Origin of the sequence: Sodalinema sp., from assembly GCF_046483825.1 — a bacterium.
Lineage (GTDB): Bacteria > Cyanobacteriota > Cyanobacteriia > Cyanobacteriales > Geitlerinemataceae > Sodalinema.
In genome coordinates, this window is the sequence record NZ_JAWOCL010000064.1 from 1 (window position 1) to 12,603 (window position 12,603).

Consider the following 12,603-nt stretch of genomic DNA (forward strand, 5'->3'; position numbering starts at 1 on the left):
TGACCTCACCTATGGCTATCGTACTCCTCAACGGGGAGATATCATTATTTTTAAAAGTCCTAACACCTCAGCCAATGCTGAAGAGCGCCTTTACATCCGCCGCATTCTCGCCCTCCCTCACGAAACCGTAGAAATTCGTCAGGGACAGGTGTTGATTAACCATCGCCCCCTAGAAACCCTCCCCCTTCCCCCTAGCTATGAGCGAGATTCCTTCACCCTCGGGGCGGATGAATACTTCGTTGTGGGGGACAATCACGAGATTGAGGAGTTGGAGGAGTTTGCTGAAATTGTTCCCCGACCTCGCATCCAGGCTCAAGTTTTGCTGAGAATCGCCCCCCTCTCCAGATTGGGCCGTCTTGACTAACATCCTCCAGACACCGACCCTAGGTACGGTGTTGGCTTCCCAAACCTCTACCAGTTGCTGACTTGTTCTATTCATTTGTGATGTACAATTATGGAAGAAAAATTGAGGTAGCGACCTGTCCTTCTTATGAGCTATCACGACATCATTACGATTGAGCCTGATAAGCGTGGTGGTAAGCCCTGTATCCGCCGAATGCGGATTACGGTCTACGATGTGCTAGGGTGGCTAGCAGCTGGAATGTCTATGGCTGAGATCATGGACGATTTTCCCGAATTAACGGAAACCGATATTAGGGCCTGTTTGGAGTTTGCAGCTGATCGCGATCATCGCTTGGTTGCTTCTGTTGGTTCCCCATGAAGTTGCTATTTGACCAAAATCTGAGTCAAAAACTGACCTATCGATTAACTGATATTTTTCCTGACTCCAGCCATGTCCAGTTTCATGACCTTGCCGATAAAACAGATACCGAAATCTGGAAGTTTGCCAAGGAACATAACTTCTGTATTGTGACCCAAGATGCAGACTTTTGTGAGAGAAGTCGACTATATGGCTCTCCGCCTAAAGTCGTTTGGCTGCGATGTGGAAATGCAACAACCCGAGAGGTTGAAACTCTAATTCGAGCGGGTACAGAAGCCATTCAGGAACTTCTGAACGACTCTAGATTGCATTGCCTTGAGCTTCATTAGCATTCTAACAAACATGAAATGATGATATCAAAAGAAATTCACTTATGCTGAGGATGACATACTCGCGACTGAAAATCTGATTGCTAACGATTCATCGTGCATCGCCTACCTCTGCAACGCCTCTTCCTCCGCCCCAACCCCTCCCCCAGCGTCAGCCGCATCTGGCTGGCCCTGACTTTGCTGCTGTCGGCCAGTTACGCGCTCCCGGTTCTCCAGCAAACCCTGCAACCGGGCTATCTCGTCCCCAACGATGCCCGTCAGCATCTCTTCTGGATGCGACGCTTCCTCGATGGGGGCTTGTTTCCCAACGATCTCATCGCCGATTACTTCCAATCCCTCGCCCCCCCAGGTTATCGCGCCTTCTATTGGAGTTTCGCCCAACTGGGACTCGATCCTCTGGCCCTGGCCCGCATTCTCCCGGTGATTCTAGCCCTGTTCACCACGGTCATGGCCTTCCGCCTCAGCTTGCGCCTGGTCCCTATCCCCTTCGCCGCCTTCCTCGCCAGTAGCCTCTATCTGCAAAATCTCTGGATGCGCGATGATCTCGTCTCCGCCACCCCTCGCGCCTTCCTCAGTCCCCTGCTGCTGACGGTTCTCTATGCGATCGCCGCCCATCGCCCCCGACTGATGCTCCTCGGACTCCTCGGCTTAGGCGGCTTCTATCCTCCCTATCTCCTGGTGGCGGCGGGAGTCTTGGTCCTACTGTCTCTCCAGGGTGAGTTTCCCGGGTCCTGGACTGGCCTAGGATTGGGGCTAATTGTCCTGATGCTCTTCCCCTATCTCCTGCAATCCTCGGAGTTTGGCCCCACGGTCACCTTAGCCCAAGCCCAAGACCTGCCGGAGTTTCAGCCTGGGGGACGGACGGCCTATTTTGCCCAAGATTGGGGGCGCTTTTGGCTCTGGGGAGGACGCACGGGCCTGCAACCGCCTCTCGACCCCCCCTTACTCTGTAGCGCCCTCCTCTTGCCCTTCCTGCCCCAGCGGGAGCCAATCCCCCATCTCCCCCTGTTACAGGCTCTACTACTGTCGGGTTTGGGTCTGTTTTTCCTGGCCCATGACTTGGCCTTTCGTCTCCATCTCCCCAGTCGCTATAGCCAACATAGTCTCCGAGTTGTCTTTGCTCTAGGTGCAGCGATCGCCCTCGTCTTAATAGTGCAGTTTATCCTTGACAAAAGTGTTGTTCTGTGCTATGTATCCCTAGGGTTGCTCCTGAGCTATTTAGTCTTCTATCCCCAGGGATTGGGCAATTACCCACGCACTAATCTAATTGTGGGCAATCATCCGGCGCTGTATGAGTTTCTACAAGAGCAACCTCCAGAGACTCGTATCGCGTCTCTGGCCCTAGAAGCCAATCAACTGCCCACCTTCAGCCGGCGATCGCTCTATGTGGGCTATGAATACGCCATTCCCTTCCACCGAACTTATCATCAAGAAATACGCCGCCGGGCGATCGCCCTGATGGAAGCACACTATAGCCCGGATATCCAGCACCTTCAACAATTCTTAACCGAAGAGGCGATCGATGTTCTCGTCATCGAACGGGGTGCCTTTGAACCCGACTATCTCGAACGCTCCTGGTGGACACGTTCCTATCCTGAAATTAGCCAAACCATCCAACAGCAGCTTCAGCAGGGTCAAATCCCCGCCTTAGTCGAGGGGGAACGCTCCTGCACTCGCTTCGACGATGGCCTGTTTCGCGTTGTTGAGGTGGATTGTCTGCGATCGCTTTAGGGGTTAAAGCGCCGATTCCGACTCAGTCTGTCTTGGAGGAAGCAGGTAAATCCCCCCAGATATCAAGGTTAGGGCAACAGCCGCCCAAAAACTCAGCACTCCCACTCGCGGCCAGGGGGCCGGGAGGGGGGCCAACAACAGGCTAATGGCGACGATTTGACTGACGGTTTTGGCTTTTCCCCAGAGATTGGCCCCGGAAATGTTGGGCTGATTCACGCGCCAACCGGCGATGGTCAATTCTCGCGCCAGCACCAAAAACACCCCCCAGGCCGGTAAGGTTCCCCATTCAATGAGAACCAGCAGGGGGGCAAAAATCAGCAGTTTGTCTACCAGAGGATCGAGGAATTTGCCTAAATCTGTGACCTGGTTGAAGCGGCGGGCCACATAGCCATCGAGCCAATCAGTGAGAGCGGCGATGAGAAACAAGGTTAGGGCAAACCAGCGATCGCCCGCACTGGCATCATCGACGACATAGAGAAAAATAGGAATGACAAAGAGCCGTGAGACGGTAATCCAAGTGGCGGCCGTCATAAATGCGTCAGTCGTGAGTCGTTAACAGTGGTGGCCGAAACCAAGCCCCGAAGGGCTAACGGCGATGGGTGAGATCGTCGATAATTTGAACTTTACCCCGGCGCACGGAGCGAATTAGGCGGTTGATGGAACGGCGATCTTGTTCCGTTACCGACTCATCGAGGGATGCTGCCATGAGTCCATAACAATCGGAGCGGGTGAGGACTCCTGTTTCCCGCACAGACACCAATATCTCTGAGATTGCCCCCGGCAACAGTCGAACCTTGGGTAGCATGGGTCATTTAAATGGCTACAATCTGGCATACCTAGTATGACGCAGGTTGGCCAAAACATGAGCGATCTCGGTCGTGATTGACTGCGATCGCGATCGCATGGGTTTTAGACTCAACGGTCAGTATCCCAGCCCAAATCGCGGTTCATCCTTCCAAAAACACCCCCATACGGCGGAACTTCTCATAGCGTAGTTGTTGCCGGTCCTGGGGTGATAACTCTAACAGGCTATTGAGTTCCTCAATTAAGGCAGTTTTCAGAATTTCCGTGGCCTGCACCGGCTGATTGTGAACCCCGCCGACAGGTTCGGGAAGTAGGCGATCGAGAATCTCCAAATTTTTGAGATCCCCAGCGGTAATTTTCAGGGCTTCTGCCGCTTGAGGACTCTTGGCCGCATCCTTCCAGAGAATGGCCGCACAGGCTTCAGGAGTGGCCACAGTGTAGACCGCGTGTTCAAACATGAGTAGGCGATCGCCCACCCCAATGCCCAAAGCCCCCCCAGAGCCACCTTCACCAATCACCGTACAGATAATCGGCACCTCATAGCCAAACATCTCTCGCAAGTTGACGGCGATCGCCTCCCCTTGGCCCAGATGTTCCGCCTCAATCCCCGCCCAGGCCCCCGGCGTATCAATAAACGTCAAAATGGGCATTCCAAAGCGATTGGCATGATCCATCAGCCGTAACGCCTTACGATAGCCTCCAGGGGACGCCATACCAAAATTACGCAGCACATTGTCCTTCGTATCGCGGCCCTTTTGATGGCCCAACATGACCACCGGGATACCGCCGAGGCGAGAAACGCCCCCCACCAGAGCCGGATCATCCGAGCCACCGCGATCGCCGTGGAGTTCAATCCACTCATCACCGATGGCCTGAATATAATCCAGGGTACTCGGGCGACGGGGATGGCGAGCCAGTTGCAGCCGTTGGGCCGGCGAGAGATTACTAAAAATCTCCTGGCGTAACTCCGTGGCGCGATCTTCGAGTTGACGAATCTCATCGGAGACATCCACATCGGTGTCTTCAGCGATATCTCGAATTTGCTGGATGCGTTTTTCTAGCTCAACGAGGGGTTTCTCGAAATCTAAGAGCATAGGTTTAGGTCAACGTCTTTGGGGAGATTAAAGGGAACTTAGAGGGCCAGGGGACTCGGCGGTGGGAGATGGGACCATCTCAGCTAGGACAACAGGGGTTTAAATCCATGTTTGAGGGAGACTTCACCAATTTTTTCCATTTTCTCAACAGTGATTTGGTTGCGTCCCCAAGAAAAATTGGTGTACCACTTCTCAAACTCTAAGAGCATAGATTCAGCAAAGCAGGCAAACATCTGACGCGCCGGCACATCCATGTTGACCAACTTCATAATACGCCAGTTGATATCCAGGGCATGTTCAACGATGCCCCCTTTGAGGACGACCACGCCAGGGTGTTGCACTTTCGTATCCAGATTTTTGGGATAGCCGCCATCGACCAACAAACAGGGTTTTTTCAACGTCGTCGAATCAATCACCAGTCCTTTGGGCATACTGGCGACCCAGACAATAATATCGGCTTTCGGCAGAGCATCTTCTAGCCCCATGACCTTACCCCGTCCCAGTTCGGCTTGTAAATCATCCAAGCGTTGGCGATCGCGGGCAATCAGCAGTAACTCCGCCACATCGCTACGAGCATCCAACCAACGACAGACAGCACTCCCAATATCGCCCGTTGCCCCACAAACCGCCACCGTCGCTTGAGACAGTTCAATTCCCAGTTGTGCGCTCGCTTGCTCAACCTGACGGGCAATAATATAGGCCGTATGGGTATTACCGGTTGTAAAGCGCTGGAAGTCAAGGGTGATATTGCGAATCCGCTCAATTTGATTGAGATTAAAATTTTCAAAAACAATCGAGGAGAAGCCGCCCAGGGCCGTAATATCCAGGCCAATTTTTTGAGCATGGGCCATGGCGTTAATAATCTTACGGGTAGCGGCCTTGACTCGCCGCGTCGCCAGCATCTCCGGCAGAAAACAGGACTCAACGTAACGACCTTCAATGGTTTGCCCGGTGATACTGGTAACCGTAATGTGATCAACAGTTTGCGGCGGCGCCGCACACCAAAAGTCAAGTCCTTGATCTGCAAGTCCGTCATACCCCATGTCCCGAGCAACGGACTGGGCGTGTTCTAAATTAGTCAGGTGACCGATTAAACCAAACATGGGCAGAATCTCAAGCAACCCTTATTTCAGGCTGCGATATGGTATCCGGTAACAATAGGGCATTCATAAACCTTTACAATACTATGTAAAGCGCCCCTTCTCAACTTAAATCTGATTCAAACGCAAAAAACCGCTCGCTTTCCTAGGAAAAAACGAGCGATTGCGACAATGCTGTTACGCCTCGTTCGTTAGGCAACAGGGGCAGGGAACTCACCTAGGAGTTAACCTAGGCAGGTTGTCTAGGCTGCACCCCGTAAGCCGTAGGAGGACATTTTCATGATGTCACGAGTGCTGAAGCCAATGTTGCTCAGGGCTTCGCCGTAAGCAATCATGAAGTCTTCAATCAACTCCTCTTTCTCCATGTTGAGAACCTTGGCATCTTTAGCAACGGCATTGAGCATTTCCCAAACAATGGGTAAATTCTCACGATTGGCCGCATCAACTTGCTCTTTGCATTCTTCAAAATGTCCCTTGAGCCATTCTTCCCCAAAATTGAGGTGAAGATACTCATCCTTAACCACCCCTTCGGTGATTTTACGAGCAAAGGGATCCGCGTAAGGAATGTAAATGTTGTAGGCGGAAATGGCGAAGCACTCAATAATCAGAGATTGAATCACCAAGCAGGTCACAATGTCGTTGGCATCGCTAGCCGCCTGAAAATTGCGATGAAGTTTGCCAAAAAACTCTTGGGCAAATTCCATGTCAGCTACGACACTCAAATTACGCCCACAGGCTTGGAATCCTTTTTTATGGCGTTTCTCCATTTTCGCCAGAGACTTGAGTTCGTCCTGACTTTCGGGGAGCATTTCGGCTAAGCGGATGTAATTGTCAAAGGCTTCTTGTTCGCCTTCGATGACAATGGCATTGATGCGACTGTAAGCGTCTTTGTAGACTTCGCTTTGGTAATCCAGAGTGGCGGTCGCTTCTAACTGCGGCATACGTTTTCTATCTCCTCATCCTATTTTGTGGAGCGGCGAGACTACACCGAACCGTTGACTTTCAACCTGGGTGGTTAAACTTGTTCAATAGGTCGTTACAACTTTCTATTACTTTACAAGGTTTAACCCGAAGTTGACCAGGTTTATTTCTCTCAACTCCTAACTACGATCATTCTACCGCTGCTTTTAGGTTTATGTCTCCCAAATTCCCTAATCGACGTTATCCCGTGCCTGCTAAGGCTTTGACCCCAAAGGCGATCGCCTCGAAGATTGTTACAGCTAATCAATGGCAGGGTGTAATCTTGTTTTTTTTAATGATTGGCGCCCTAGTGATGCTCTTCCCCCTGGCGATTGTCCTCCGAGCGGCCTTTGCTCCCCCAGGCTCCCTGGCAAACCTAGAGTTGGGGGGGGTTTGGACCCTAGAGAGTTATCGACAAGCCTGGATTCGCGGCAATTTTTGGCTGGCGTTTGCCAACTCCACCATCGTGGCGTTAGTGGTGACCGCCATCCAAACCGTGACCTCGGCCTTAGCTGGCTACGCTCTGGCCCGATTTGAGTTTCGTGGGCGCAATACGGTGCTGGTGCTGATTTTGGCCACCTTAGCGATTCCCTTTCAACTGCTGGTGATTCCCATTTTCTTGGTCTTGAAGTGGGGCCATCTCCTCGATACCTACGGGGCCTTGATTCTGCCAACAGCGGTCAGTGGCTTTGGGATTTTTCTGATGCGACAGTATTTTTTGACGATTCCGGTGGCGATCGAACAAGCGGCGATTTTAGATGGGGCCACAGCTTGGCAGGTGCTGCGGCATATCATGATTCCCTTATCTCGCCCGGCCTGGGTGACATTATTCTTATTCGCCTTTATCGGGGAGTGGAATGATCTGTTTAAACCGCTAGTCTTTACCACTCGTCCGGAACTGCGCACGGTTCAGCTAACGCTGGCAGAGTTTCAGGAGCAATTTACCAGTGATTGGGCCGTGCTGATGGCGGCGGTCGTTCTCTCGTCACTACCGGTTATTACTCTGTTTTTGGTCGGCCAGCGTCAGTTTGTGCAGGGAATTGCAGCCACTGGGGTCAAGGAATGAGACTCTGGAGGCGAACCTCGATCACAAGGCTCATTGGAACGGTCGCAGGCGAAAATAGGAGCTTAGGGGGATTTGGTAATACTCCATCAACAGGGTAATCACGCAAGAACCGTGGCAGAGAAAGGTTAATCCTGTCCAAATTAGGGGGAAGGTACTCCAGCCGCTACCTGGCAGAGGCGGGAAGACATAGGCGGCTGTAGCAACGATCGCCGTCGGAATCAGGGTAAAGCAGACAGCCGCAACCCAGGTGTCGAGGCCAATTTCGACATCTTCGCGGCCGGTGGGTTGCCAGCCTCGGCCCGTCCAACGCCAGGTGGGGGGAGGGGATTGGTCGATCGCCCGTAGAGAAATGCGATCGCGCTGGGGCTGATGTTGCACCTCAAACAGATGACCACAGTTGTCACAACCGACGGCCTCCATAAGCGTTAGGGGGGAGAGTTCTCCTCGACGACAAACGGGACAGGGACACTCTCCTCGGGAGGGATGTTGGGGAAGGGAAGACATAGAGAATCCAAGGGGGCGATTGCGGTTCCCGCACGCTTTGCGAGCACGGTTCCCGCACGCTTTGCGATGGCGGACGTAGACCCATGATAGCGAGATCCTCGGCGGAGTCGTTATGAGTCCGGGCGATCGCCTTGGCAGGCTTCAGAAGCTTGGACTCTAGCTTTTGGGCAATTGCGGCAGACTCCCCTGTTGGCGACGATTCTGAATCTCGATCATCAGGGTGTCAAGTTGGGCGTGCAGATGCAAGTATTTCACCTGATGATCGGCTTGATAGACCGATAACTTAAGCTCAGATAGGGGTTTGATGCTAGAGGTTTTGGATACGGTTGTCATATTTAAAGAGAAATTAAGAATTTGTACCTAGAGAGGCTCGGGCAACATTCTACTGCAAGGATTACGAAATGTTGCAACAAATGTTGCAATTTATGTAAAATATAAATTAAAAGACAGATATAATAGGACTCTAAAAACGATTAAATATTTTACCTGAAATACGTTTCATATAAAAAAACGTCATAGATAAACTGTCTAAAAAAATTGCCAGCGGCGATCGCCCGTCCCAACCCCCAGAACTCAGCTCCAGAACCCGGCTCCAGAACCCGGCCCCAGAACTCAGTCCCAGGCAGCCGTAGCATCCGCGACAATTTTGGTACAATTAGGCCAGAATCATGACCGAATCTAAGGCGAAAATCGTCCCAACGACCCGGTCAGCACCCCTTATTTGCCAACAACCATTGTGACGCTGAGTTTTTCGACCGCCAACGCCCCTCAACCCGAAACCGCTCCACAGCAGCGAGGCTGGCGCGGTTTGATCAATGCCTACCGTCCCCACTTGCCGGTGAGCGAGGCTACCCCGGTGATTACCCTCCATGAAGGGAACACCCCCCTCATTCCCGTCCCCACCATTGCCGCAGAAATTGGCAAAAAGGTCGAGGTGTTCGTCAAGTACGACGGGTTGAACCCCACCGGGAGCTTCAAAGATCGCGGCATGACCCTGGCCATCTCCAAAGCCAAAGAAGAAGGCGCCAAAGCCGTCATCTGTGCCAGTACCGGCAACACCTCCGCCGCCGCCGCCGCCTACGCCAAACGAGGCGGCTTGCGAGCCTTTGTCATCATCCCCGATGGCTATGTCGCCCTCGGTAAACTGGCTCAGGCCCTCGTCTACGGCGCCGAAATTCTCGCCATTAAGGGCAACTTCGATCGCGCCCTAGAAATCGTCCGCGAACTCGGAGACACCTACCCCGTCACCGTCGTCAACTCCGTTAACCCCTATCGCCTCGAAGGGCAAAAAACCGCCGCCTTTGAAGTCGTGGATGCTTTAGGGAACGCCCCTGACTGGCTCTGTATTCCCGTGGGCAATGCCGGCAATATCACCGCCTACTGGATGGGATTCTGTCAGTACCAGCAATTGGGCCGTTGCGATCGCCTACCGAAAATGATGGGTTTCCAAGCGGCCGGTTCAGCCCCGCTCATCGAAGGCGCCCCCGTCAAAAATCCCGATACCGTCGCCACCGCCATCCGCATCGGCAATCCCGCCAACTGGCAAAAAGCCCTAACCGTCGAAAACGCCAGCCAAGGGGAATTTAACGCCGTCTCCGACGAGGAAATCCTCCACGCCTATCGTCTCCTGGGGCAAGAAGGCATCTTCTGTGAACCCGCCAGTGCCGCTTCTGTGGCCGGACTCCTGAAACTACGCGATCGCGTCCCCGCCGGAGCCACCATCGTCTGTGTCTTGACCGGAAACGGCTTAAAAGACCCCGACTCCGCCATCAAACACAGCCATAGCCGGCTCCAGCAAGGCATCGAACCCGACCTAGACATCGTCGCCGAAGCCATGGGGTTCTAATCCCCCCATCTAATCCCCATAGACAGTCACCACAATCTGACGCTGGCGGGGCTTAATATCACATTCGAGGTGAAAGATCTGTTGCCAGGTTCCCAGCCTCAGACAGCCCTGTTGAACCGGAACCGTCAGCTCTGGCCCCAGCCAAGTCGCTTGTAGATGGGAATGACCATTACCATCATGCCAAGTTTGCTCATGGCCATAATCACGGCTCGGGGGGATGAGGCGATCGAGCAGTTCCGGTAAATCCCGCTTTAAGCCTGGCTCAAACTCAATCGTCCCAATCGAGGCCGTACTACCCACATTGAAAATATGGGCCATTCCGGTGCGAATCCCAGACTGCTTGACGATCTGCTCCACCTGCTCAGTGATATCCTGTAGATCGCCATGATTATAGGTTTGTAGTTCAAACTCGTCTTGAAAAATCATCGGGTCTAATCTTTTGTACAACAACACCTAATGTCCATTGTGGCGACTTCGGGGGAAAACTCAATCCCATTCTCAATCTCATTCTCAATCTCATTTGAGATCTGCCGACCCCTCGACTATCATTAATGTAAATATAAGTAAAGACGTTAGCCCCTGTGTTTGTTCTCACTGGTTACGAATATTTCCTCGGCTTCCTGCTCATTTGCAGTTTAGTGCCGATCTTGGCCCTGACTGTCTCGAAGCTAGTACGACCCAAGAGTCTGGGTATTGAATCCAATACCACCTACGAATCAGGGATGGAACCCATTGGTGGCGCCTGGATTCAGTTCAACATCCGCTACTACATGTTTGCCCTAGTTTTCGTAGTCTTCGATGTTGAGACCGTCTTTCTTTACCCCTGGGCTGTGGCCTTCCACACCCTAGGACTACTGGCATTCATCGAGGCGTTGGTTTTCATCAGCATCCTCGTGATTGCCCTCGTGTACGCCTGGCGCAAAGGAGCATTGGAATGGTCATGAGTGATAAGAATCTCTCCACCCCCACCCTCATTAATCCCGTTGAGCGTCCTCAAGTGACGCAAGAGTTGTCGGAAAACTTGATTCTGACAACCGTAGACGACCTCTACAACTGGGCTCGTTTATCGAGTCTCTGGCCCATGATGTATGGGACCGCCTGTTGCTTTATTGAATTTGCGGCCTTGATTGGCTCTCGTTTCGACTTCGACCGCTTTGGTCTCGTTCCCCGGAACAGCCCTCGTCAAGCCGACTTGCTGATTACCGCCGGAACCATCACCATGAAAATGGCCCCGGCGGTGGTTCGTCTCTACGAACAGATGCCCGCGCCCAAATATGTCATCGCCATGGGTGCTTGCACCATCACCGGTGGGATGTTTAGCGTTGACTCCCCCACAGCCGTTCGCGGAGTCGATAAATTGATTCCGGTGGATGTCTATATTCCCGGTTGTCCTCCCCGTCCCGAGGCCATTATCGACGCGATTGTTAAACTGCGTAAAAAGGTCTCCAACGAGTCCCTCTCAGAACGAGGCAACCACCAACAAACGCACCGGTATCACACCATCTCTCACCAACTCAAACCTGTTGACCCCATCCTGACGGGTCATTATATGCGGAGTGAGGCTCGGCATAATCCGCCCAAGCAACTGGCTGAAGCAATGGGAATGCCCGTTCCCCCCGCATTACAATCTGCACAAGAAAAAGCTGCTCAGAAAGAGGAGGCAGACCGTGGCTGAAGAGTCCCCCAAAAACGGCAATGAGACCGAAGAACAAACTGAAGATAAACCCGTTCCGGCGGGTCCCGTCTCCAAATGGTTGACCGAGAATGGGTTTGCCAATGACGCCCTCGAAGCGGATAACCTAGGGGTGGAACTCATCCAGGTTAACCCGGAGGTTCTGATTCCCATTGCAACAGCATTGTACGCCTACGGATTTAATTATCTGCAATGTCAAGGGGCCTATGATGCGGGTCCCGGTCAGGAATTAGTGAGTTTCTATCACTTGATTAAGGTCAGTGATGATGCTCACAAGCCTGAAGAAGTACGCTTAAAGGTCTTTCTCCCCCGAAATGAGCCGAAAGTCGCTTCGGTCTATTGGATTTGGAAAGGAGCGGACTGGCAAGAACGGGAATCCTACGATATGTTCGGGATTCATTACGAAGGTCACCCCAACTTGAAGCGGTTGTTAATGCCTGAAGATTGGGTGGGTTTCCCCTTACGGAAAGATTATATTTCTCCCGACTTCTACGAAATTCAAGATGCGTATTAATTGCCATCTGAATTGAATTTTGTGTGGGTCAAGAAAACCTCAGTCTCTCTAGGAGGCTGAGGTTTTTTGCTCAAGCCGGAAACAGAGAATACAGGGGTAATTAAGGGGGAATTCGTACAAAGCGGGGTTTTTTATACCATCTTTCAGAACAGAAGTCGTGTCATAGATGTCTGTAGGGGAACCCACCCCTAACCCAGACCGTGGAGGGGACGGACGTTCGCCCTCCTCGGTGTCAGATGTC

17 protein-coding genes are annotated in these 12,603 nt (G+C 52.4%); 9 read left to right on the forward strand and 8 right to left on the reverse strand.

Annotated elements, in window-relative coordinates; genetic code table 11:
* The 4 genes from lepB to R6U67_RS04035 all read left to right on the forward strand — a co-directional run.
* Nucleotides 1–364, forward strand: a 364-nt coding sequence (gene lepB, locus R6U67_RS04020) for a signal peptidase I (protein WP_410251360.1), incomplete at its 5' end; no start/stop codon positions are given.
* Nucleotides 365–490: 126 nt separating this feature from the next.
* Entirely contained in the window at nucleotides 491–721 is a 231-nt protein-coding gene (locus R6U67_RS04025) for a DUF433 domain-containing protein (RefSeq protein WP_170190642.1), read from the forward strand.
* Nucleotides 718–1,050 carry a DUF5615 family PIN-like protein gene (locus R6U67_RS04030; RefSeq protein WP_170190641.1) on the forward strand — a complete coding sequence of 111 codons (333 nt, stop codon included), beginning with the start codon at nucleotides 718–720 and terminating at the stop codon, nucleotides 1,048–1,050. Before R6U67_RS04025 ends, R6U67_RS04030 begins: the two co-directional genes overlap by 4 nt.
* Before the next feature lie 96 nt (nucleotides 1,051–1,146).
* Nucleotides 1,147–2,781, forward strand: a complete 1,635-nt coding sequence (locus R6U67_RS04035; RefSeq protein WP_410251361.1) for a hypothetical protein — start codon at nucleotides 1,147–1,149, stop codon at nucleotides 2,779–2,781.
* A gap of 3 nt (nucleotides 2,782–2,784) precedes the next feature.
* Here the strand turns inward: R6U67_RS04035 and pgsA are convergent, their stop codons facing one another.
* The 5 genes from pgsA to R6U67_RS04060 form a co-directional block, all read right to left on the reverse strand.
* Entirely contained in the window at nucleotides 2,785–3,312 is a 528-nt protein-coding gene (gene pgsA / locus R6U67_RS04040) for a CDP-diacylglycerol--glycerol-3-phosphate 3-phosphatidyltransferase (protein ID WP_410251362.1), read from the reverse strand.
* A gap of 55 nt (nucleotides 3,313–3,367) precedes the next feature.
* The gene (locus R6U67_RS04045; protein ID WP_410251363.1) at nucleotides 3,368–3,586 is read right to left on the reverse strand and encodes a hypothetical protein; all 219 of its coding nucleotides are present in this window, start codon (nucleotides 3,584–3,586) and stop codon (nucleotides 3,368–3,370) included.
* Nucleotides 3,587–3,728: 142 nt separating this feature from the next.
* On the reverse strand, nucleotides 3,729–4,679 hold the full coding sequence (gene accA / locus R6U67_RS04050; protein ID WP_410251364.1) for an acetyl-CoA carboxylase carboxyl transferase subunit alpha: 951 nt from the start codon (nucleotides 4,677–4,679) through the stop codon (nucleotides 3,729–3,731).
* A gap of 83 nt (nucleotides 4,680–4,762) precedes the next feature.
* The gene (locus R6U67_RS04055) at nucleotides 4,763–5,782 is read right to left on the reverse strand and encodes a long-chain acyl-[acyl-carrier-protein] reductase (RefSeq protein ID WP_410251365.1); all 1,020 of its coding nucleotides are present in this window, start codon (nucleotides 5,780–5,782) and stop codon (nucleotides 4,763–4,765) included.
* A gap of 239 nt (nucleotides 5,783–6,021) precedes the next feature.
* Nucleotides 6,022–6,720, reverse strand: a complete 699-nt coding sequence (locus R6U67_RS04060; protein WP_410251366.1) for an aldehyde oxygenase (deformylating) — start codon at nucleotides 6,718–6,720, stop codon at nucleotides 6,022–6,024.
* A 227-nt stretch (nucleotides 6,721–6,947) separates the two neighbouring features.
* On the opposite strand from R6U67_RS04060, the gene R6U67_RS04065 reads away from it, so the two are divergent.
* Nucleotides 6,948–7,805 carry a carbohydrate ABC transporter permease gene (locus tag R6U67_RS04065; RefSeq protein WP_410251367.1) on the forward strand — a complete coding sequence of 286 codons (858 nt, stop codon included), beginning with the start codon at nucleotides 6,948–6,950 and terminating at the stop codon, nucleotides 7,803–7,805.
* A gap of 30 nt (nucleotides 7,806–7,835) precedes the next feature.
* On the opposite strand, the gene R6U67_RS04070 is transcribed toward R6U67_RS04065, so the two are convergent.
* Together R6U67_RS04070 and R6U67_RS04075 are read right to left on the reverse strand one after the other, a co-directional pair.
* Nucleotides 7,836–8,309, reverse strand: coding sequence for a hypothetical protein (locus R6U67_RS04070; protein WP_410251368.1), 474 nt, complete (start codon nucleotides 8,307–8,309; stop codon nucleotides 7,836–7,838).
* A gap of 156 nt (nucleotides 8,310–8,465) precedes the next feature.
* Nucleotides 8,466–8,642: a hypothetical protein gene (locus tag R6U67_RS04075; protein WP_410251369.1), complete on the reverse strand. Its 177-nt coding sequence runs from the start codon at nucleotides 8,640–8,642 to the stop codon at nucleotides 8,466–8,468.
* A 409-nt stretch (nucleotides 8,643–9,051) separates the two neighbouring features.
* On the opposite strand from R6U67_RS04075, the gene thrC reads away from it, so the two are divergent.
* Nucleotides 9,052–10,155 (forward strand): threonine synthase, encoded by a 1,104-nt coding sequence (thrC, locus tag R6U67_RS04080; RefSeq protein ID WP_410251374.1) that lies wholly within the window; start codon nucleotides 9,052–9,054, stop codon nucleotides 10,153–10,155.
* A 9-nt stretch (nucleotides 10,156–10,164) separates the two neighbouring features.
* Here the strand turns inward: thrC and R6U67_RS04085 are convergent, their stop codons facing one another.
* A complete protein-coding gene (locus R6U67_RS04085; protein WP_410251370.1) occupies nucleotides 10,165–10,581 on the reverse strand; it encodes a secondary thiamine-phosphate synthase enzyme YjbQ in 417 nt (138 codons plus the stop codon).
* Nucleotides 10,582–10,736: 155 nt separating this feature from the next.
* Between R6U67_RS04085 and ndhC the strand changes: the two genes are divergently transcribed.
* The 3 genes from ndhC to R6U67_RS04100 are packed head-to-tail and all read left to right on the forward strand — an operon-like array spanning nucleotide 10,737 to nucleotide 12,362.
* A complete protein-coding gene (ndhC, locus tag R6U67_RS04090; protein WP_410251371.1) occupies nucleotides 10,737–11,099 on the forward strand; it encodes a photosynthetic/respiratory NAD(P)H-quinone oxidoreductase subunit C in 363 nt (120 codons plus the stop codon).
* Nucleotides 11,090–11,830, forward strand: a complete 741-nt coding sequence (locus tag R6U67_RS04095; protein ID WP_410251372.1) for an NADH dehydrogenase subunit K — start codon at nucleotides 11,090–11,092, stop codon at nucleotides 11,828–11,830. The genes ndhC and R6U67_RS04095 overlap by 10 nt, the downstream gene beginning before the upstream one ends.
* Nucleotides 11,823–12,362 (forward strand): NAD(P)H-quinone oxidoreductase subunit J, encoded by a 540-nt coding sequence (locus R6U67_RS04100; protein ID WP_410251373.1) that lies wholly within the window; start codon nucleotides 11,823–11,825, stop codon nucleotides 12,360–12,362. Before R6U67_RS04095 ends, R6U67_RS04100 begins: the two co-directional genes overlap by 8 nt.
* Nucleotides 12,363–12,603 lie beyond the last annotated feature (241 nt).